This is a genomic window from Amycolatopsis sp. NPDC051373 (assembly GCF_040689465.1).
Taxonomy (GTDB): Bacteria; Actinomycetota; Actinomycetes; order Mycobacteriales; family Pseudonocardiaceae; genus Amycolatopsis.
Genome location: NZ_JBFBAE010000006.1, coordinates 362,050 through 381,806, shown reverse-complemented (window position 1 = coordinate 381,806; position 19,757 = coordinate 362,050). Strand labels below are relative to the sequence as shown.

23 protein-coding genes and 3 tRNA genes are annotated in these 19,757 nt (G+C 68.9%); 22 read left to right on the top strand and 4 right to left on the bottom strand.

Annotated features, from left to right (window positions below; genetic code table 11):
* Nucleotides 1–61 precede the first annotated feature (61 nt).
* From AB0383_RS14350 to AB0383_RS14330, 5 genes are all read left to right on the top strand, one after another.
* Nucleotides 62–134, top strand: a tRNA-Thr gene (locus tag AB0383_RS14350).
* A 51-nt stretch (nucleotides 135–185) separates the two neighbouring features.
* A tRNA-Met gene (locus AB0383_RS14345) sits at nucleotides 186–258 on the top strand.
* Between the two features lie 48 nt (nucleotides 259–306).
* Nucleotides 307–471 carry a 50S ribosomal protein L33 gene (rpmG, locus tag AB0383_RS14340; protein ID WP_091293539.1) on the top strand — a complete coding sequence of 55 codons (165 nt, stop codon included), beginning with the start codon at nucleotides 307–309 and terminating at the stop codon, nucleotides 469–471.
* Between the two features lie 145 nt (nucleotides 472–616).
* A complete protein-coding gene (locus AB0383_RS14335; RefSeq protein ID WP_366187341.1) occupies nucleotides 617–1,066 on the top strand; it encodes a MaoC family dehydratase N-terminal domain-containing protein in 450 nt (149 codons plus the stop codon).
* Complete coding sequence (locus tag AB0383_RS14330; RefSeq protein ID WP_366187339.1) at nucleotides 1,063–1,461, top strand: MaoC family dehydratase; 399 nt, start codon at nucleotides 1,063–1,065, stop codon at nucleotides 1,459–1,461. Before AB0383_RS14335 ends, AB0383_RS14330 begins: the two co-directional genes overlap by 4 nt.
* 3 nt (nucleotides 1,462–1,464) lie before the next feature.
* Here the strand turns inward: AB0383_RS14330 and AB0383_RS14325 are convergent, their stop codons facing one another.
* Both AB0383_RS14325 and AB0383_RS14320 read right to left on the bottom strand, forming a co-directional pair.
* Nucleotides 1,465–2,367 carry an SGNH/GDSL hydrolase family protein gene (locus AB0383_RS14325; RefSeq protein ID WP_366187337.1) on the bottom strand — a complete coding sequence of 301 codons (903 nt, stop codon included), beginning with the start codon at nucleotides 2,365–2,367 and terminating at the stop codon, nucleotides 1,465–1,467.
* Between the two features lie 58 nt (nucleotides 2,368–2,425).
* A complete protein-coding gene (locus AB0383_RS14320) occupies nucleotides 2,426–3,331 on the bottom strand; it encodes a TIGR03619 family F420-dependent LLM class oxidoreductase (protein WP_364183482.1) in 906 nt (301 codons plus the stop codon).
* Nucleotides 3,332–3,790: 459 nt separating this feature from the next.
* On the opposite strand from AB0383_RS14320, the gene AB0383_RS14315 reads away from it, so the two are divergent.
* The 6 genes from AB0383_RS14315 (at nucleotide 3,791) to AB0383_RS14290 (ending at nucleotide 7,620) form a co-directional block, all read left to right on the top strand.
* A tRNA-Trp gene (locus tag AB0383_RS14315) sits at nucleotides 3,791–3,863 on the top strand.
* Between the two features lie 32 nt (nucleotides 3,864–3,895).
* Entirely contained in the window at nucleotides 3,896–4,330 is a 435-nt protein-coding gene (gene secE, locus AB0383_RS14310; RefSeq protein ID WP_220246048.1) for a preprotein translocase subunit SecE, read from the top strand.
* A 79-nt stretch (nucleotides 4,331–4,409) separates the two neighbouring features.
* Complete coding sequence (nusG, locus tag AB0383_RS14305; protein ID WP_366187334.1) at nucleotides 4,410–5,309, top strand: transcription termination/antitermination protein NusG; 900 nt, start codon at nucleotides 4,410–4,412, stop codon at nucleotides 5,307–5,309.
* Between the two features lie 80 nt (nucleotides 5,310–5,389).
* Nucleotides 5,390–5,824, top strand: coding sequence for a 50S ribosomal protein L11 (gene rplK, locus AB0383_RS14300; RefSeq protein WP_366187332.1), 435 nt, complete (start codon nucleotides 5,390–5,392; stop codon nucleotides 5,822–5,824).
* A 193-nt stretch (nucleotides 5,825–6,017) separates the two neighbouring features.
* Nucleotides 6,018–6,737, top strand: coding sequence for a 50S ribosomal protein L1 (gene rplA / locus AB0383_RS14295; RefSeq protein WP_364183473.1), 720 nt, complete (start codon nucleotides 6,018–6,020; stop codon nucleotides 6,735–6,737).
* Nucleotides 6,738–6,807: 70 nt separating this feature from the next.
* On the top strand, nucleotides 6,808–7,620 hold the full coding sequence (locus tag AB0383_RS14290; RefSeq protein WP_364183470.1) for an alpha/beta hydrolase: 813 nt from the start codon (nucleotides 6,808–6,810) through the stop codon (nucleotides 7,618–7,620).
* Here AB0383_RS14290 and AB0383_RS14285 read toward each other — a convergent pair.
* Entirely contained in the window at nucleotides 7,572–8,759 is a 1,188-nt protein-coding gene (locus tag AB0383_RS14285; RefSeq protein WP_366187329.1) for a CoA transferase, read from the bottom strand. The genes AB0383_RS14290 and AB0383_RS14285 overlap by 49 nt on opposite strands.
* 82 nt (nucleotides 8,760–8,841) lie before the next feature.
* Between AB0383_RS14285 and AB0383_RS14280 the strand changes: the two genes are divergently transcribed.
* Nucleotides 8,842–9,591 (top strand): helix-turn-helix domain-containing protein, encoded by a 750-nt coding sequence (locus AB0383_RS14280; RefSeq protein WP_366187326.1) that lies wholly within the window; start codon nucleotides 8,842–8,844, stop codon nucleotides 9,589–9,591.
* On the opposite strand, the gene AB0383_RS14275 is transcribed toward AB0383_RS14280, so the two are convergent.
* Nucleotides 9,518–10,357, bottom strand: a complete 840-nt coding sequence (locus tag AB0383_RS14275; protein ID WP_366187324.1) for a hypothetical protein — start codon at nucleotides 10,355–10,357, stop codon at nucleotides 9,518–9,520. The genes AB0383_RS14280 and AB0383_RS14275 overlap by 74 nt on opposite strands.
* A gap of 630 nt (nucleotides 10,358–10,987) precedes the next feature.
* Between AB0383_RS14275 and rplJ the strand changes: the two genes are divergently transcribed.
* From rplJ to AB0383_RS14225, 10 genes are all read left to right on the top strand, one after another.
* Nucleotides 10,988–11,542 (top strand): 50S ribosomal protein L10, encoded by a 555-nt coding sequence (rplJ, locus tag AB0383_RS14270; protein WP_364183458.1) that lies wholly within the window; start codon nucleotides 10,988–10,990, stop codon nucleotides 11,540–11,542.
* Nucleotides 11,543–11,591: 49 nt separating this feature from the next.
* Nucleotides 11,592–11,978, top strand: a complete 387-nt coding sequence (gene rplL, locus AB0383_RS14265; RefSeq protein ID WP_364183455.1) for a 50S ribosomal protein L7/L12 — start codon at nucleotides 11,592–11,594, stop codon at nucleotides 11,976–11,978.
* Nucleotides 11,979–12,242: 264 nt separating this feature from the next.
* Nucleotides 12,243–12,377: a hypothetical protein gene (locus AB0383_RS14260; protein WP_255638634.1), complete on the top strand. Its 135-nt coding sequence runs from the start codon at nucleotides 12,243–12,245 to the stop codon at nucleotides 12,375–12,377.
* Nucleotides 12,377–13,582 carry an ATP-binding cassette domain-containing protein gene (locus tag AB0383_RS14255; protein WP_364183451.1) on the top strand — a complete coding sequence of 402 codons (1,206 nt, stop codon included), beginning with the start codon at nucleotides 12,377–12,379 and terminating at the stop codon, nucleotides 13,580–13,582. The genes AB0383_RS14260 and AB0383_RS14255 overlap by 1 nt, the downstream gene beginning before the upstream one ends.
* 41 nt (nucleotides 13,583–13,623) lie before the next feature.
* Nucleotides 13,624–14,376, top strand: a complete 753-nt coding sequence (locus AB0383_RS14250) for an ABC transporter permease (protein WP_326838172.1) — start codon at nucleotides 13,624–13,626, stop codon at nucleotides 14,374–14,376.
* 1 nt (nucleotide 14,377) lies between these two features.
* Complete coding sequence (locus tag AB0383_RS14245; protein WP_360597583.1) at nucleotides 14,378–15,214, top strand: ABC transporter permease; 837 nt, start codon at nucleotides 14,378–14,380, stop codon at nucleotides 15,212–15,214.
* Nucleotides 15,211–16,569 (top strand): MCE family protein, encoded by a 1,359-nt coding sequence (locus tag AB0383_RS14240; protein WP_364183449.1) that lies wholly within the window; start codon nucleotides 15,211–15,213, stop codon nucleotides 16,567–16,569. Before AB0383_RS14245 ends, AB0383_RS14240 begins: the two co-directional genes overlap by 4 nt.
* Nucleotides 16,566–17,597 carry an MCE family protein gene (locus tag AB0383_RS14235; protein ID WP_366187320.1) on the top strand — a complete coding sequence of 344 codons (1,032 nt, stop codon included), beginning with the start codon at nucleotides 16,566–16,568 and terminating at the stop codon, nucleotides 17,595–17,597. The genes AB0383_RS14240 and AB0383_RS14235 overlap by 4 nt, the downstream gene beginning before the upstream one ends.
* A complete protein-coding gene (locus AB0383_RS14230; RefSeq protein ID WP_366187318.1) occupies nucleotides 17,594–18,580 on the top strand; it encodes an MCE family protein in 987 nt (328 codons plus the stop codon). Before AB0383_RS14235 ends, AB0383_RS14230 begins: the two co-directional genes overlap by 4 nt.
* Entirely contained in the window at nucleotides 18,577–19,755 is a 1,179-nt protein-coding gene (locus AB0383_RS14225) for an MCE family protein (RefSeq protein WP_366187316.1), read from the top strand. The genes AB0383_RS14230 and AB0383_RS14225 overlap by 4 nt, the downstream gene beginning before the upstream one ends.
* Nucleotides 19,756–19,757: the final 2 nt, after the last annotated feature.

Below are 19,757 nucleotides of genomic sequence, written 5' to 3'. Positions count from 1 at the left end.
CCCCTCATGCACGGCCGGGTGAACCCCCTTGGTAATCTTTTCAAGCCCTCGCAAGAGGCAGGCCCCTTTAGCTCAGTCGGCAGAGCGTCTCCATGGTAAGGAGAAGGTCTACGGTTCGATTCCGTAAAGGGGCTCTCGGCCTCTAGCCGCGTCACGCTCGCGTGTCGCGGCTTGGGTCATGTAGGGGCGGTGTAGCTCAGTTGGCAGAGCAAGCGGCTCATAATCGCTGTGTCGCCGGTTCAAGTCCGGCCACCGCTACGCGGTAATCACCGGGCTGGCCCCGGTAATGAGAGAGAAGGAAACGCTGTGGCTTCCACCGACGTGCGACCCAAGATCACGCTGGCGTGCGAGGAGTGCAAGCACCGCAACTACATCACCAAGAAGAACCGGCGCAACGACCCGGACCGCTTGGAGATGAAGAAGTTCTGCCCGAACTGCGGTACGCACCGGACTCACAAAGAGACCCGCTGACGTTAGCGGTTCTCGTCCAGCTTCGAACAGCCGTCCCGGCCCAGCGCCGAGGCGGCTTTTCGCTGTTCAGGGACGGTTGGGGGCCAGTTCGGGGACCGTCCGGGGACCTCCCGGACGACCGGCTCGGGTCGGCTAGCCTCAGCGGGTGCCTTTGGACCAGTCGTTCGCGGGGCGAAGCTACCCGCCCGCCGGAAAGTACGCGGTGAGCCGCGAGAAGATCCTTGAGTTCGCCGAGGCGATCGGGGACCCCAACCCGATCTACCGCGACCTGGAGGCGGCCCGCGCGGCCGGTTTCCCGGACGTGCTCGCGCCGCCGACGTTCCTCACGCTCCTGAACCTGCCCAAGGTCAACGGGATCGTGGCCGACCCGGAGCTCGGGCTCGACTACTCGCGCATGGTCCACGGCGACCAGGGCTTCACCTACGAGCGTCCTGTGCACGCGGGCGACGTGCTGGAGATCGGCGCGACCATCGAGAACATCATGGCCCGCGCCGGCAACGACTTCATCAACGTCAGCGCCCGGATCACCGACGCCGACGGCAAGCTGGTCTGCACCACCCGCGCGCAGCTCGTGGTGCGAGGGGAGGACGCGTGAACGTCGGCGACGAACTGCCCTCGCTGCAGGTGCGCGTCACGCGCGAGCAGCTGGTCCGCTACGCGGGCGCCGCGCTGGACTTCAACCCGATCCACTGGAACGAGCGCTTCGCCAAGGAAGTCGGCCTGCCCGACGTGATCGCCCACGGCATGCTCACCATGGCGCTGGCCGGCCGCGTCGTCAGCGACTGGCTCGGCGACCCCTCGCGCCTGCTGGACTTCAGCGCCCGCTTCACCCGCCCCGTGGCGGTCCCCGACGACGCCGAGGGCGCCCTCGTGGAGATGACGGGCAAGGTCGGCGCGATCTCGGAAGACGGCGTCGCCCGCGTGGACCTGGTCGTGAAGTTCGACGGCAAGACCGTGCTGGGCAAGCCGCAGGCGCTCGTCCGCGCTTAACGCTCAGCTCACCACCGACTCGACGGCCGTCGCCATCCCCGCTTCACCCCGCGCATTGGGGTGCAGCGGGGCCGCGGCCGACGTCGGCACCAGGCCCTCGACCCAGCGCGTGCCCGAGCTGGTGCACACGTCGTGGCCCTTGCTCGGCCCGGCCGTGTCGGCGTAGCCCGCGTCGTGGGTTTTGGCCTGCTCTTCGAGCACGTCGTTGAGGTGCTTCAACGAGTCACGCAGGTACGCGACATCGCCGGAGCCGACGGGGATCGCGGGCCAGCAGCCGTCGCCGTCGGGCAGTACCGTGGGGTAGCCGACCACGACCACGCGGGCCTTCGGGGCCTTGGCGTGGATCTGGTCGAGCACGGCGCCGAGCTTGCCCGCCACGGCGTCGATGCGATCGGAGAGCTGGTCGTGCCCGCCCGCGGTGAGCCGGTCGTGGCAGGGCGCGGCGTCGCGGTGCGAGGTGGCGCAGCTGGGCGCCAGGGAAATGAACCCGACGTCGTTGCCCCCGATGCCCAGGGTCACGAGCGTGGTCGCCGACGTCACGGAGTCCAGCTGCGGCGGGTTCGTGCCGTTGTGGGTCGACTGGGAGCCCGTCAGGTCCGCCGTGGTGGCGCCGCTGCAGCTGACGTCCACGAACTGTGCGGGCTTGATCTTCGCGGCCACCAGGTGCGGATAGTTGTTGTCCGAACGGTCGCAGCCCGCGAGTGTGCCCGCCGCCTTCCCGGTGCGCGGCGCCGAGGTGTACGAGTCGCCCAGCGCCACGTAGCGGCCGGTGCCGCCCCCGGTGTCGGCGCCGGCCGGCGGCTCGGTCGACGACCCGTGCTTCGACTTGTAGTACCCCACCCCGAGCAGCGCGACCACGACCACCAGGATCAGCAAGCCGCATCCGCCGCTCTTCTTCACCGCCACCTGATCGTTTCTACCGGTCCGCGACCCCGCGTGACGACGGGTATCCGGGTGAGACCCCCTACCGGTCCACGGCGGCGCGCAGCTGGTCGGCCAGCTCCAGCGCGTGCTCGACCCCGTCGGCGATGTAGTGCAGGTCCACGAACGCCTCGGTGAACCCCTCGTCGGCGGCACCCTTCAGCGCCGACGCGAGGTCGGTCACCGTCACCACGGGCGTGCCTTCGCGCGGGTTGACGCGCAGCGGACGCCGTAGCGTCGCCGGGTCGCGGCCGGCTTCGGTGGCGGCGTCGGCGATCACCGCCCACATCCGGTGCAGGTACTGCGGGGGCAACAGTGTCGGGAGCCAGCCGTCGGCGCTCGTGCCGACGCGGCGCAGGGCTCGTTCGGACATGCCGCCGAGCAGGATCGGCGGGTGCGGGTTCTGCGTGGGCCGCAGCCCGACGTGGGACTCGGGGATCCGCCAGCGCTCGCCGTCGTGGCCCGCGGGGTCGGCGGTCCAGAGCGTGCGCAGGACCTGGATCAGCTCGTCGAGGCGCCCGCCGCGCCCGGCCCACGGCACGCCGGCGGCGGTGTACTCGTCGCGCAGCCAGCCGAGGCCGAACCCGGCGTCGAGACGGCCACCGGAGAGCAGGTCGAGCGACGTGAGCGTCCGGGCGAGCAGCACGGGCGCATAGACGGGCGCCGAGAGCGTGCTCATGCCCAGCCGCGCGGTCTTCGTGGCGCCGGCGGCGGCCGTCAGCGCGACGAACGGGTCGACGAAGTGGATGAACTCCGGCGGGTACGGCCGCTCCGGTGTCCCGCCTCCCGGGTACAGGTCCGAGGGCTCGAGCGGGGTGAGCACGCGGTCACCTACCCACAGCGAAGCGTAGCCGAGCTCTTCGGCCGCGGCGGCGAATCCGGCGATGGCAGTGGGGTCGGCGAGCTTGCCGTACTGCGGCAGGGCGAGTCCGAGTCGCAACGCGGTCACCGGGCCTCCTCGGGGACGACTTTTCTTGCGGGACAACGAAGATCGCGCGCCGAACCGGGGACCTCGCTGGGGATCACCGGATTCTCGGCCGAGGCGTCGGAATTTCCCCGGTGCGGCAAGGTTTTCCGGCGGCTTCCGAAGTGCCTCGCGAGTACGGGATGAACGACCGCGGAATCCGCGTTGACCACCGTGCGGAGGGTTGTTTCCCGATTAATCGCGGACGGGCGCATGCGGCCATCCTGGCACGGCTCGGTGGCGCCCGCCGGTCACGTTCCCGGCGCGCTGGAGCAGGGAATCGGGGGGTCGGTGCGGCGGCACCCGACCAACGAGGGGGGCGCGGTTGCGGGCCTCGATCCGGCTTGCCGTAGACTTCGGAACTCGGAACGCACTACGGTCATCCCCGCCGGATGGTGGGGACGATGGAATGCGTCCTCCGGAGCCTGGGTGACCAGGCTCCACAGGGGTGTAGCTCAATTGGCAGAGCAGCGGTCTCCAAAACCGCAGGTTGCAGGTTCAAGTCCTGTCACCCCTGCGTACGGGTACTGGTGGAGCGGAGGAGTGGTCGTGAGCGACAGCGACGCCAGCGGCGAGCACGAGCAGGACGAGTCGGGCAAGAAGCCCGGGGTCGAGTCCCGCCCGGCGACCGCCGCGGCTCGGCGTGAACGCCGCGCTTCCGCCCGCCCGTCCGGCAAGTCCGAGGCGCGTTCGGGCGGCACGAGGCCGTCCGGCAAGGCAGGCGACAAGGTCGCGAAGCCCGCCGACGCCAAGGGCGCGCCGACCCCGAAGCGGGACCAGAAGCCGAAGAAGGCGTCGCCCTTCGCGCGGATCATGCGGTTCGTCCGCGAGGTCTGGGCGGAGCTGCGCAAGGTCATCTGGCCCAACCGCAAGCAGATGGTCACCTACACCGCGGTCGTGCTGGTGTTCGTGGTGTTCATGGTGGCCCTCGTGAGCGGCCTCGACCTGGCCTTCAAGCAGGTCATCGGGCTGGTCTTCGGCTGAGGCCGGAGGCGCGCGCCACCGTGCGCCGCGCGGGCCGGCCTGCCCGAGCCCGGCAAGTGATCAACTGAGAGGACGGAACGTGACCTCCGACAACGGCACAGAGGCCGGTCGCGACCTGACCGAGCTTTCCGACGAGCAGGTGCACGCGGCACTCGGCGACGAGGAGTCCGCTCACCTCGAGCCCGTCGAGGTGCCCGACGCCGGCGAAGAGGTCGACGCAGCCGTCGAAGACAGCGCTGACGAGAGCGCCGACGACGAAGCCGACACCGAGGCTGACGACGCCGAAGCGGCTGACGACACTGCGGCTGACGACGCCGTGGCCGGCGAAGCCGCCGAGTCCGAGCCGGCCGCCGAGTCCGACGACCCCGTCGCCGCGCTGCGCGCCGAGCTGATGGCCGCGCCGGGCGAGTGGTACGTCGTGCACAGCTACGCCGGGTACGAGAACAAGGTCAAGACCAACCTCGAGACCCGTACCACGACGCTGGACGTCGAGGACTACATCTTCCAGATCGAGGTTCCGACCGAAGAGGTCACCGAGATCAAGAACGGCCAGCGCAAGCAGGTGCAGCGCAAGGTGCTGCCCGGTTACATCCTGGTCCGGATGGATCTGAACGACGCCTCGTGGAGCGCGGTGCGCAACACACCGGGCGTCACCGGGTTCGTCGGCGCGACCTCGCGCCCGTCGCCGCTTACCGTGGACGAGGTGCTGAAGTTCCTCGCGCCGCAGGTCGAGAAGGAAGCCCCGGCGAAGGCCGGCAAGGGCGAGGCCGCCGCGGCGTCGACGCCGTCCGGTGGCGGCGCTGTCGAGGTCGACTTCGAGATCGGCGAGTCGGTCACCGTCATGGACGGCCCGTTCGCCACGCTGCCCGCGACGATCTCCGAGGTCAACGTCGACGGACAGAAGCTGAAGGTCCTGGTGTCGATCTTCGGCCGGGAGACCCCGGTCGAGCTCTCGTTCACCCAGGTCTCCAAGATCTGACGGTCGGGAATACCGACCGGCAGTCCCCGCGTACTGGCAGGTGTGCGGGGGACTCACGTCAGTAAGAAGGACACAAGGTAATGCCACCCAAGAAGAAGAAGCTTGCGGCGATCATCAAGCTGCAGATCAAGGCCGGTGCGGCCAACCCCGCGCCGCCGGTCGGCCCGGCGCTGGGCCAGCACGGCGTCAACATCATGGAGTTCTGCAAGGCCTACAACGCCGCGACCGAGTCGCAGCGCGGGGACGTCGTCCCGGTCGAGATCTCCGTGTACGAAGACCGGTCGTTCGACTTCAAGCTGAAGACGCCGCCGGCCGCCAGGCTGCTGCTCAAGGCCGCGGGCGTGGAGAAGGGCTCCGGCGAGCCGCACAAGACCAAGGTTGCCAAGGTCACCTGGGACCAGGTTCGCGAGATCGCCAAGACCAAGGAGACCGACCTCAACGCCCACGACATCGACCAGGCGGCGAAGATCATCGCCGGCACCGCCCGCTCCATGGGCATCACGGTCGGGGATTGATACCCGCGAGATCGCGTCGGTTTCTGGACTGAGCGATTTCGACCGGCCCCACGGGCCGGGCGAAATCGGGAGGGAAGAAATCGACTCAAGGCGATCTCGCTGCCTCGACTGAGTCGAGGCAGACAACACCGTGGGAGAGCCAGTGCTGGCTCTGACACCACACTGATCCGTTTTCGAAGTTAAGGACAGAAGCATGACCAAGCACAGCAAGGCTTACCGCCAGGCTGCGGAGCTCGTCGACAAGGAGCGTCTCTACGCTCCGCTCGAGGCCGCGAAGCTGGCGAAGGAGACCTCCAAGACCAAGATGGACGCGACCGTCGAGGTCGCGATGCGTCTCGGTGTCGATCCGCGCAAGGCCGACCAGATGGTCCGCGGCACCGTGAACCTGCCGCACGGTACCGGTAAGACCGCTCGCGTCATCGTCTTCGCCGTCGGCGACAAGGCCGCCGAGGCCGAGGCCGCCGGTGCGGACGCGGTCGGCACGGACGAGCTGATCGAGCGCATCCAGGGTGGCTGGCTCGACTTCGACGCCGCCATCGCGACGCCGGACCAGATGGCCAAGGTGGGCCGCATCGCCCGCATCCTCGGCCCGCGTGGCCTGATGCCGAACCCGAAGACCGGCACGGTGACCCCCGCGGTCACGAAGGCTGTGCAGGACATCAAGGGCGGTAAGATCAACTTCCGCGTCGACAAGCAGGCCAACCTGCACCTCGTGATCGGCAAGGCGTCGTTCGACACCGAGAAGCTGGTGGAGAACTACGCGGCCGCGCTGGACGAGATCCTGCGGGCCAAGCCGTCGTCGGCGAAGGGCCGCTACGTCAAGAAGATCACCTTCACCACCACGATGGGCCCGGGCATCCCGGTCGACCCGCTGCGGACGCGCAACCTCCTCAGCGAGGACGCGGCCGTCTGAGTCGCACATCACGCGAAAGGGCGGTCACGCAATGTGCGTGGCCGCCCTTTTTTCGTGTCTCATGGACACTATGCCGACGACGACGTTCACCGCTCCCGATGGGCTCCGCCTGAACTACACGGTGTGGGAGGGCGACGGACGGCACCGTCGCCCCGTCGTGCTCCAGCACGGCTTCGCGGCCGACGCGCAGGTGAACTGGGTCGGCACCGGTGTTGTGCGCACCCTGGTCGAAGCCGGGTTCACCGTGATCGGTCTCGACGCCCGCGGCCACGGCGCGTCGGACAAACCCCACGACCCGGCCTGCTACGGCCAGGACGTGATGGCCCGCGACGTGTCCGCTCTGCTCGACGAGCTGGGCCTCGACGAGGTCTCCCTCGCCGGCTACTCGATGGGCGCGATCGTCGCCCTCATCGTGGCCACCAACGACAAACGCGTGCGCTGCCTGGCCACCGGCGGCATCGGCGCGGGCATCATCGACTTCGGCGGCGTCGACACGCGCGTGGTCGAGCCCGAACAGCTCGCCGACGGCCTGCTCGCCGACGACCACGCCGACGTCCCCGCCCAGGTCCGCCCCTTCCGCCGCCTCGCCCGCCGCACGGGCGGCGACGTCGACGCCCTGGCCGCCGTCCTGCGCGCCTCGCGCCGCACGTCCATCCCCCTGACCGAGATCACCGTCCCCACGCTGATCCTCGCCGGCGAACGCGACCAGCTCGCGGCCCAGCCCGAGCGCCTCGCCATCGGCATCGCGGGCGCCCGCCTCGTCCGCGTCCCGGGCGACCACATGACGGCCGTCGCGGACCCCGCGTTCGCCCTGGCACTGGCCGACTTCTTCGCCTACTCCGACACAGGGGAGACGAGGTTCGCGATCTCCTCGCCGGCGTAACCGAGCTCCGCGAGCAGCTCGCTCGTGTGCTCACCGCGCGCGGGCGTGTGGCGGCGCACTGACGCCGGCGTGTCCGACAGGATCATCGGCGGCCCGACCTGGCGGTACGTGCCCTCCGTCGGGTGCTCGGCGAGCGAGACGAGGCCGCTGCCCGTGTAGTACGGATCGGTCTCCACGTCTTCCAGCTCCAGTACCGGTGCGAACGGGATGGACAGCTCGGCGCAGATCTTCTGCCACTGCGCCGTGGTCCTTTCGACGGAGACCTTGCCGATCTCGTCGTACAGCTCGCCGTAGTGCTTGGCGCGGCTGGCGGGGTCGCCGAACCGCGGGTCGGTTGCGAGGTCTTCGCGGCCGGCGGCGCGGAAGAAGTCGGCGATGTTCTTCTCGGTGTAGGGCAGGACGCAGGCCCAGCCGTCGGCCGTCCGCACGGCCTGGAGGCCCTCGGTCATCGACCGGTTGAAGCCCATCGCCCCGATCGCGGGCTCGAACGTGTGGCCCGCGAGGTGCTCGACGAGGTTGAACGCCAGCATCGTGTCGGCCATCGGCACCTCCACCCGCTGGCCGCGGCCGGTCGTGCGCTGGTGCACCACGGCGGCGAGCACGGAGTAGACGATGGTGAGCGCGCACAGCTTGTCGGCGAGGATCGTCGGCGCGTAGGTGGGTTTGCCGGTCGCGCGGCGCATCAGGTCGGCCATGCCGGAGGACGCCTGCACGATCTCGTCGTAGGCCGCGAGGCCTGCGCGGTCGGAGTCGGTGCGGAAGCCCTGGGCGTTGCAGTAGACGAGCCGCGGGTTGAGCTCCGCGAGCTGCTCGTAGTCCAGGCCGAGGCGCTGCAGCGCGCCGGGGCGCATGTTGGTCACCAGCACGTCGGCGGACTTCACCAGGCGCAGGAAGGCCTCGTGGCCCGCGGCCGACTTGAGGTCGAGCTCGACGCTGCGCTTGTTGCGGTTGACGTTGAGCGCGAGCGCGCCCATGCCGTCGTGGCGCTGGGGGTGGGTGTGGCGGGTGCTGTCGCCCGCGGGGGACTCGACCTTGACCACGTCGGCCCCGAGGTCGCCCATGATCTGGGTGGCGTAGGGGCCCATGACCACGGACGACAGGTCGATCACGCGGATGCCGTGCAGGGCGCCTTCGGTCACTTCGTGCCTCCTTGATCGATAGCCTCTCCCCTTAAGTTAGGTAGCCTAAGTAATCTACGCAATGTGATACTCTATTACCTATATGGGTAACCGCCAGCATCACCGCACGGTAGATCGCATTGCCGCGATCCTGGAGGCGGTCGCGAACAGTGCTTCGGGGCTGACGCTCACCCAACTCGCGGCGCGGCTCGACGCGCCCGTGTCGTCGGTGCAGAAGCTGGTGAACGGCCTCGCCGCCGTCGGCTACCTCGACGAGCAGGATCGGCACTTCGTGCTCGGGCCGGCGCCGCACGTGCTCACGGTGCGCTCCGGCCGGGTGCCGGTGCGGTCGGTGTCGCACGAGTCGCTGGTCGAGCTGAGTGTGGCCGCCGGGTGCGCGGCGCTGCTCGCGGTGCAAGTGGGCGACAACGCGGTGTACGTCGACTGGGCCGGCACGGACGAGCCGTTCGACTACGCGCTCTCCCGGTCCCTTCGCTCCGCGCTCCCGCGTACGGCGGCTGGGCGCGTGTTACTCGCTTCGCTGCCGGAGGCTGACCGCCGTGCGGTGGTGGCGCAGGAGCCCGACACCCGCGAGGGCGTCGATCTCCTCGCGGAGGCGGCGGAGATCCGGGCGCGGGGCTACGCCGTGGTCGACTCCGGGCACGCGATGGAGACGATGGCCGCGGTGGCCGTGCCCGTCACGGAGGCGGGGCGCGTGGTGGCGGCCGCGGCGCTGGCCGCACCGTCCGAAGTGGTCGCTGCGCGGCTGCCGGACCTGGTCAGGTCGTTGGGGGAGTGGAGTTCGAGGCTGACGGGGGCCCGCACTTCTCCGGACCCGGCGAGTGGCCCGTGATCAGCCACTGACCTTTGTCCACTTGGGACACGGTGAACACGCCGAGCGCCGGGCCGCCGGAGATGGTGTAGTCGCACGAGTCGATGGTCACCACGCCCGCGGCCGGGGCGCCGGAGACGTACGAGGGCAGCGATTCGGCGTAGTCGTTCTCGTTGGTGACCTGCGCGTGCAGCTTCTCGACGGCCACCTTGCAGTCCGGCTGGCCGACGTCCTGGGCGAACTTGGTCTGGACGGGCTCGTCGAACCGGCCGCACGCGTCTTCGACCCGGCCCTGCGCGATGTTGTGGTAGACGAAGCGGACGGCCTCGTACGGGTTCGTCGAGAAGATGTGGTTCGTGTGGTAGGTCCCGCCGCCCTCGGCCGCGATCTGGGCGGAGGACTTGCCGTCGTCGCTGGGGAAGTAGTGGCGGTAGGCCCACGTGGCGGCGATACCGAGGATCACCAGCACGATCACCCACCCCAGGATCTTCCCGCCGAGGCGCTTGAGCCAGCGGGGGACCGGGCGGCGACGGCGGGGTTCCTCGTACGGTGCGAGCGCTCCCGGCGGCCCCGGAGGTGCGGGTGGCTGCCAGCCCGGCTGGGTCTGCGGCTGGCGGGAGCCCGCGGGGACCAGACCGGCGTCAGGCGTCGGGGCGGGCTGGTTGCCTTGCTGGGCTTGGGTGAAGCGGAGGTAGTCCTGGAACTGCTGGAACTGGCGGAACTGTTCCAGCTGCGCGGCATCCAGCGGTGGCTGCTCGGGCGCCTGGGGCTGGGACGGCTGGGGCAAGGCGGGAAGGTGCGCGGACTCCGCGGAACCCGGCGGCAAGCTGTTCTGCTGCCCGGACGGCTGTGGCAGCGGGGAGCCCTGCGCCGGAGTCAGGCCGTGCTGAGCGGACCCGGCCGGCGGTGAACCCGACGGCAACCGCGGAACCCCAGGCATCGGAGGCTGCTCCGAACCCGGCCACTGCCCGGAACCAGGCTGCCCGGATGGCTGCGGCAACCCGCCCGGAACCGGTTGCGTGCTGTCGGCCGGTCGGGGGCCGGCGCCGGTCGGGTTGTCCGGCTGTCCGTGATCACGCTGCTCCGCCACGTCACCAATGATGCCCGCTCGCCGTCGAATCCCCGAGTCCGGGCGGCTTGTCGCTGGTCAGGCAGGGGGGTGGGCGAAAGGCTGGAAAGCCCTCACGTATAGTTCATGACGGTTCTACCGAAGACCGCTGGTTTTCCGGGTGCTCCACGGCGCTCGGAACGAAGGTCCCGCGAGATGAGCGGGCGGCCCGCGCAGGAGGAACGAGGTTCGGCTCTCCCCCAGGGAAACGCCGTGTAACGCCCCGTGCTGACTGCGCGTGGGCGTTTTTTCGTCTCAGAAGGCTCTCGAAGGACCAGTGGAATCCACTAGCCAAGAGAGGAGGCGACCATGGCGAAGCCCGACAAGGTGGCGGCCGTCGCCGAGATCGCGGAGAGTTTCCGCACCAGCTCGGCCACTGTCGTTACCCAGTACACCGGCCTCTCCGTGTCCCAGCTGTCCCAGCTGCGCCGCGCTCTCGGCACCAGTGCCAAGTACCGGGTCGCGAAGAACACCCTCGTCAAGCGTGCCGCCGAAGACGCGGGCGTGACGGGGCTCGAGGACCTGTTCGTCGGCGCGACCGCCATCGCCTTCGTCGAGGGTGAAGCTGTCGACGCCGCCAAGGCGCTTCGCGACTTCGCGAAGGACAACAACGCGCTTGTGATCAAGGGCGGCTACATGGACGGCAAAGCGCTGTCCGTGGACGAGATCAACAAGATCGCCGATCTCGACAGCCGCGAGGTCCTGCTCGCCAAGGCGGCGGGCGCGTTCAAGGCGAAGCTGTCCCAGGCCGCCGCGCTGTTCCAGGCGCCGGCGTCCCAGGTCGCCCGCCTGGCTGCCGCGCTGGAGGAGAAGCAGCGCAACGCCGCCGGTACCGAAGCAGCCGAAGCACCCGCCGAGAGCTGAACCACCCCCACCCCGAACGCCTAGTTCGTTTTTCTGAGAGGAAGCCATCATGGCGAAGCTGAGCACCGCCGAGCTGATCGACGCCTTCAAGGAGCTGACCCTCCTCGAGCTGTCCGAGTTCGTGAAGGAGTTCGAGGACACCTTCGACGTCACCGCCGCCGCCCCGGCCGCCGTCGCCGTCGCCGGCCCCGTGGGTGCCGCCCCGGCCGCCGCCGAGGAGCAGGACGAGTTCGACGTCGTCCTCGAGGGCGCCGGCGACAAGAAGATCCAGGTCATCAAGGTCGTCCGCGAGGTCGTCTCGGGCCTGGGCCTGAAGGAGGCCAAGGAGCTGGTCGAGGCCGCTCCCAAGGCCCTCCTGGAGAAGGTCGACAAGGAGGCCGCCGAGGCCGCCAAGGAGAAGCTCGAGGCCGCGGGCGCCAAGATCACCATCAAGTGATCCCGGGCGCGTAAGCGCCTACCGCACCACCTCGTGAAGGGGCGGGCATCCACTCGGATGCCCGCCCCTTTCTCGTTCGCCGACCCCGGCGACCGACTGATCACCGCTCGTGTCCGATTCGCCCGGTCGGACCAGCCGTAACCCGATCGTTGGGCCATCTGGATCTGCGCCACTGGGTGACGTGCACTACCGTGCTGCCAGCGGTCACCGGACAAGGCCACGAACGGGTGAGGTGCTCACCGGCCTCGCCAGGCCGGAAAACTGGTGAGTAACCTGTTCGCACTCAGCTCGTTGCACCTGGTTGACGCGGAGATCGCGGCGCGCATCGGCGCGGGCTCCGCTGCCAGTCGCGGCGGGGCGGCGGTGCGCGACGACGCGGAACAGCTCCTGGAGGTGTGATGGGCGCCGAGGTGGTCATCGAAGGTCTGACGAAGTCCTTCGGAAGGCAGACCATCTGGCGGGACGTGACGCTGACGCTGCCCCCGGGTGAGGTGTCCGCGATGCTCGGCCCGTCGGGAACCGGCAAGTCGGTGTTCCTCAAGTCCATGATCGGCCTGCTGAAGCCCGACAAGGGCCGCTGCGTGATCAACGGCGTGGACATCGTCACGTGTTCCGAGCACAAGCTCTACGAGATCCGGAAGCTTTTCGGCGTCCTGTTTCAGGACGGCGCGCTGTTCGGTTCGATGAACCTCTACGACAACGTCGCCTTCCCGCTGCGGGAGCACACCAAGAAGTCCGAGTCGGAAATCCGCCGCATCGTCCAGGAAAAGCTGGAGATGACGGGTCTGGCCGGTGCGGACAAGAAGCTGCCCGGCGAGATCTCCGGCGGTATGCGCAAGCGAGCGGGTCTCGCGCGGGCGCTGGTGCTCGACCCGCAGATCATCCTGGTCGACGAGCCGGACTCCGGTCTGGACCCCGTGCGCACCGCGTACATCTCGCAGCTGCTCATCGACCTCAACACGCAGATCGACGCGACGATCCTCATCGTCTCCCACAACATCAACCTCGCGCGGACCGTGCCCGACAACCTGGGCATGCTGTTCCGCAAGGAGCTCGTGATGTTCGGCCCCCGCGAGGTGCTGCTCACGAGCGACGAGCCCGTGGTCGAGCAGTTCCTCAACGGCCGCAAGCGCGGCCCCATCGGGATGTCCGAGGAGAAGGACACCGCCACGATGGCGCGCGAGGAGGCCGAAGCCGCCGCGGGGCACTCCGACGGCTCGCCCGACGAGGACATCCGCGGCGTCGTCCCGCAGATGCAGCCCAGCCCCGGCCTGCCGGAGCGCGCGGGCGCCCGCCGCCGGATGGACCGCGTGATGCGGATCCTCCACACGCTCCCGCCGGCCGCGCAGGAGGGCATCATCGAATCCCTCAGCCCGGAGGAGCAGCGGCACTACAACGTGCACGCCGCCCACGCGCCGGCCCGTCGCCCGGGCCCCGAGGACACGCAGCAGATCCCCCGGATCTCCGACCGTGGCCCCGTGCCGAACCAGCACCAGGGCCAGCTGCCCGCCGACCAAGTCGCCCGGATCCCCGGCGGCTCCGGCCCGCAAGGGCCAGGCGGCGGCTACTTCGGTCCCGGCGGCAACGGGCCGGGTGGCGCGTGAGCTCGAACGCAGCACCGGCGAGGAAAATCCCCGGGCACGGCATGCTCCGCGAGACCGGGAACCTGTTCGCCCTCGGTCTCGACATCATCCGCGGCATCTTCCAGCGCCCGTTCCAGCTGCGGGAGTTCATCCAGCAGGCCTGGTTCGTCGCCAGCGTCACGATCCTGCCGACGGCGCTCGTCGCGATCCCGTTCGGCGCGGTCATCTCGCTGCAGTTCGGTGCGCTCGCCCGCCAGCTCGGCGCGCAGTCCTACACCGGCGCCGGCTCCGTGCTCGCCACGGTGCAGCAGGCCAGCCCGCTCGTCACGGCGCTGCTGGTGGCCGGCGCAGGAGGAAGTGCCGTCTGCGCTGATATTGGCGCCCGCACCATCCGCGAGGAGATCGACGCGATGGAGGTGCTGGGCGTCTCCGCGGTCCAGCGCCTGATCGTGCCGCGCACGCTCGCGATGATGCTCGTCGCGCTCTTGCTCAACGGCATGGTCAGCGTCATCGGCGTGCTCGGCGGTTACTTCTTCAACGTCGTGCTCCAGGGCGGCACACCCGGCGCTTACCTGGCGAGTTTTTCCGCGCTGGCGCAGCTGCCCGACCTCTGGGTCGGTGAGCTCAAGGCCCTGATCTTCGGCTTCATCGCCGCGGTCGTGGCCGCGTACCGTGGCCTGCACCCCAGCGGCGGCCCGAAGGGCGTGGGCGACGCGGTGAACCAGTCGGTGGTCATCACGTTCCTGCTGCTCTTCGTCGTGAACTTCGTGATCACGCTGATCTACCTGCAGATCGTGCCCGGAAAGCTGGACTGACATGACGTTCATCTCGGGTGCCAAGCGCGTCGCCCACCGTCCACTGGAGACTCTGGACACCCTGGGCGACCAGATGTCCTTCTACGGCCGCGCGCTGCTGTGGACGCCGCGCACGCTGCGCCGCTACATGAAGGAAGTCCTGCGACTGCTCGCCGAGGTGAGCTTCGGCTCCGGCTCGCTCGCGGTCATCGGCGGCACAGTCGGCGTGATGGTCGGCCTCACGCTGTTCACCGGTGTTCTCGTGGGCCTGCAGGGCTACTCGGCCCTGAACTCCATCGGCACCTCGGCGTTCACCGGCTTCCTCACCGCGTTCTTCAACACCCGCGAGATCGCCCCGCTGGTCGCCGGCCTTGCCTTGAGTGCCACGGTCGGCGCCGGTTTCACCGCGCAGCTGGGCGCCATGCGGATCTCCGAGGAGATCGACGCGCTGGAAGTCATGGGCGTGCCGAGCCTGCCGTACCTGGTGACCACGCGGATCATCGCCGGGTTCGTGGCCGTGATCCCGCTTTACATCATCGGCCTGCTGAGCTCTTACCTCGCCTCACGCCTGGTGGTCATCTACATCTACGGCCAGTCAGCGGGTACCTACGACCACTACTTCGACCTTTTCCTACCACCGCAAGACGTTCTGTACTCGTTCATCAAGGTGCTGATCTTCAGCGTCTTGATCATTCTTTCGCACTGCTACTTCGGCTACCGCGCCTCCGGTGGGCCGGCCGGCGTGGGCGTGGCCGTGGGCCGCGCGGTTCGCCTTTCCATCGTCACGGTTTCGATCGTGAACTTCTTCATCGGTTTCGCCATCTGGGGAACCGACGTCACGGTGAGGATTGCGGGATGATCGCAGGCGGGGTGGGCGGGCCGGTGGCAACGCTGCGGCGCAGGCTCCTGGGCCTGCTGCTCGTGGCGCTGCTCGTGGGAGGTGTGGCCCTGAGCATCGCCTTGTACAACAAGGCGTTCACCAAGTTCGTCACGGTGAAGCTGGAAGCCGACAGCATCGGCAACCAGCTGCTGGAGCAGTCGGACGTGAAGGTGCGCGGCCTGATCGTGGGGTCGGTCAAGACCATCGCGGCCACCACCGACGGGGCCGAGCTCACGCTGGACCTCCAGCCGGACTACGTGAAGCTGATTCCGGAGAACGTCTCGGCGCGCTTCCTGCCCAAGACGCTCTTCGGCGAGCGCTACGTCTCGCTCGAGATCCCGAAGAACCCGTCGGCCAAGACGCTCGCCGACGGCGACGTCATCCCGCAGGACCGCACCTCCGGCGCGATCGAGCTGGAGCAGGCGCTGGAGCACCTGATGCCGGTGCTCCAGGCGGTGCAGCCGCAGAAGCTCTCGAGCACGCTCACCGCGATCTCCACCGCGCTGCAGGGCCGGGGCAAGCCGCTCGGCGAGACGCTCTCGCAGCTCGGCGACTACATCGGCAAGCTGAACCCGCACGAGCCGCAGCTGCAGCACAACCTCAAGGCACTGGCGGACTTCTCCGACAACTTGAGCGCCTCGGCGCCGGACCTGGTGCAGAGCCTCGACAACCTGAGCACGACCACCCGCACCGTGGTGGACGAGCAGCAGAACCTCGCGAGCCTCTACAGCAACCTGACCGCGGCTTCGCAGGACCTGCAGTCGTTCCTGGAAGCCAACTCCCAGAACATCATCAGCCTCGCCGACACCGCGCGGCCCACGGCCGAGCTGCTCGCCAAGTACGCGCCGGAGTACCCGTGCGTGATCGGGCAGATGGCGAAGCTCGTGCCGGTGGTCGACAAGGCGCTGGGCAAGGGCACGAACCAGCCCGGCCTGCACGCGACGATCGAGGTGGTCGTGAACCGCGGTCCCTACAAGGCGGGTCAGGACGAGCCGCGGTTCGAGGACAAGCGCGGCCCGCGCTGCTACGACCTCAAGAACCTGCCGAACCCGTTCCCGCAGGAGCCGCCGGACGGCGCGTTCAAGGACGGCACCAAGCCCACCCCGGGGTCGAAGTCCCACGGCCAGGGCCTCAACCCGGCCAACTTCCTCTCCGACGCCGCGGGTCTCGGCGGCGGCACGAGCGGCGGTGACCCGGCGTACTCGGGCGCGGAGAACGACTTCCTCGGCCAGCTCGTGGCCCCGCAGGTCGGGATGTCCGAAGGTGACTTCCCCGGCTGGGGCTCGCTGCTCGTCGGCCCGCTCTATCGGGGTGCGGAGGTGACGGTGAAGTGAGGGGACTGGCTGCACCGCTGATCAAGCTGTCGATCTTCGTGGTGATCACCGTGCTGTTCACCGCCGTGCTCGGCATCAGCATCGCGAACATCAACACGACCAGCACCAAGGACTACTCGGCGCGCTTCACCGATGCGACGCTGCTGCTCAACGGCGACGACGTCCGCATCGCCGGCGTCCGCGTGGGCACGGTGAAGGACGTGAAGATCGTCGACAAGCGCCAGGCGCAGGTCGACTTCGAGGTCGACGCCGGGCGGCAGCTGCCGGCGGGTGTCACCGCGCAGATCAAGTTCCGCAACCTCGTCGGCCAGCGCTACCTCTCCCTCGGCGAGGGCACCGACACCTCCGGCAAGACGCTGCCCCCGGGCGGCTCGATCCCGCTCGAGCGCACCACGCCGGCGCTGGACCTGACCGAGCTGTTCAACGGGTTCAAGCCGCTGTTCACCGCGCTGAACCCCGACGACGTCAACAAGCTCTCCTACGAGGTCATCCAGGTCCTGCAGGGCGAGGGCGGCACCGTCGAGAGCCTGCTGTCGCACACCGCATCGCTGGCCACCACGATCGCCGACAAGGACAAGGTGATCGGTGAGGTCATCGACAACCTCAACTCGGTGCTCGACACGGTCAACGCGCACACGCCGCAGCTGAGCGACCTGATCGTGAAGCTGCAGCAGCTGGTGTCCGGCCTGGCCGCCGACCGCAAGCCCATCGGCGACGCGATCGACAGCCTCGGCAACCTGGCCCAGACCACCGCCGGCCTGCTCGGCGACGCGCGCCAGCCGCTGAAGGACGACATCAGCGCGCTGGGTGACCTGACCACCAAGCTCAACAAGAACGAGCCGACGCTGGAGCACTTCATCCAGTTCCTGCCGCAGAAGGTGAGCGCGCTGACCCGCACCGCCGACTACGGCTCCTGGTTCAACTTCTACGCGTGCGAGGTCAAGGGGACCATTGCCCTGCCGCCGCTGATCAACAAGCCTCTCGACGCCACTGTGCTGCCGTCGACCCGGGATAGGTGCAGCGGATGAAGTCCTTCCAGAAGCGCAACCCCGTCCCGATCGCGCTGGTCGGGCTCGCGGTGCTCGTGCTCGGCTTCGTCGCCGCGCTCAACTCCGACGACCTGCCGGTCATCGGCGGCGGCACGACCTACAGCGCCGAGTTCTCCGAGGCCGCCGGGCTCACGACCGACAACGACGTGCGCGTCGCCGGCGTGAAGGTCGGCAAGGTCTCCGAGATCAAGCTCGACGGCGCCAGCGTGAAGGTGTCGTTCAAGGTCAAGGACGCCTGGCTCGGCGACAAGACCTCGGCCGCGATCAAGATCAAGACGCTGCTGGGTCAGAAGTACCTGTCGCTCGACCCGCAGGGCGTCGGCACGCTCAACCCGGGCCAGCCGATCCCGCGCGACCGCACGATGTCGCCCTACGACGTGCTCGACGCGTTTCGCGGCCTCTCGCAGACCGTCGACGACATCAACACCGACCAGCTCGCGAAGAGCTTCGACACCATCACGCAGACCTTCGCCAACACGCCCGAGGACGTGAAGGGCGCGCTCTCGGGCCTGTCGAAGCTCTCTGACACCATCGCCTCGCGCGACGCGCAGCTGTCGAACCTGCTGGCCAACACCCGCGAGGTGTCGCAGACGCTGGTCGACCGCGACGCCGAGGTGCAGAAGCTGATCACCGACGGCAACCAGCTGCTCGACGAGATCTCCAAGCGCGAGCAGGCCATCACCGCGCTACTCGACGGCTCCAAGGAGCTCGCCACTCAGCTGCAGGGCCTCGTCGACGACAACGACAAGCAGCTCGACCCCGTGCTCACACAGCTCGACCAGCTGACGTCGATGCTGCAGCGCAACCAGGACTCGCTCGCGCAGGGCATCGCGAAGTTCGCCCCGTTCGTGCGCGTGTTCACCAACACCATCGGCACCGGGCACTGGTTCGACAACTACATCTGCGGTCTGGTGGCGCCCTCGTTCGGGCCGATCAACCAAGAGGGGTGCTACACGAAATGAGTGACACCCGGTTCGGCCAGTCGCTCCTGCGCGGCGCGTCCATCGCCGTCGTCCTCGCGCTCGTCATCGCGGGCGGCATCTGGTGGACGCTCAAGGACGCGGGGCGCAACCACCTCACCGCGTACTTCTCCGGCGCTGTCGGCCTCTACGAGGGCAACAGCGTGCGGATGCTCGGCGTCGACCTCGGCACGGTCACCAAGGTCCAGCCCATGGGCAACCAGGTGCGCGTGGACTTCGAGTACGACCGTTCGGTGCCGGTGCCCGCCGACGCGAAGGCGCTGATCGTCTCGCCGTCGCTGGTCAGCGACCGCTACATCCAGCTCGCGCCCGCGTACACCGGCGGCCCGAAGATCTCCGACGGCGCCGTGATCCCGCTCAACCGCACCGAGGTGCCGCTCGAGGTCGACCAGCTCGCCGCGAGCCTCGCGAAGGTGAGCGAGACCCTCGGCCCCAACGGTGCCAACAAGAACGGCTCGCTCTCGGACCTGCTCAACACCGTCGCGAAGAACGTGGACGGCAACGGCCAGGCCCTGCACGACACGATCGCCAAACTCGGCCAGGCGTCCGGCACGCTCGCCGGCAACAAGGACGACCTGTTCCAGACCGTGCAGAACCTCGGCCAGTTCTCGCAGACACTGGTCAACAGCGACAGCCAGGTGCGCCAGTTCGAGAGCCAGCTCGCCGACGTGAGCGGGTACCTGGCGGGGGAGAAGGATGACCTCGCCGCCACGGTGCAGCAGCTGAGCACCACGCTGCAGTCGGTGCAGGGCTTCATCGAGCAGAACCGCGGCCGGCTCAAGTCCAATGTGGACAAGCTGGCCAGCGTCACCAAGGTGCTCGTGGACCAGCGTAGCGCGCTGTCGGAGATCCTCGACGTGGCGCCGGTGGCGCTGTCGAACCTCGTCAACGTCTACAACGGCTCCGCGGGCACGCTCGACGCGCGGCCGAACCTCAACGAGCTCACGCAGCCGCCGCTGGTGATGGTCTGCAACCTGCTCAAGGAGACGCCCGACGCGCTCAAGCTGCTCGGTGACACGTGCGGTTCGATCGCCGGTGTGGTCGACGGCGCGGTGCCGCTGCCGTCCACCGCGCAGGTCCTGCAGTCACTGCAGAACGGCAAGCTGCCGCCACTGCCGCTCCCGCTCGCGGGCCAGGTCTACGGGACGGGGAGCTGAGC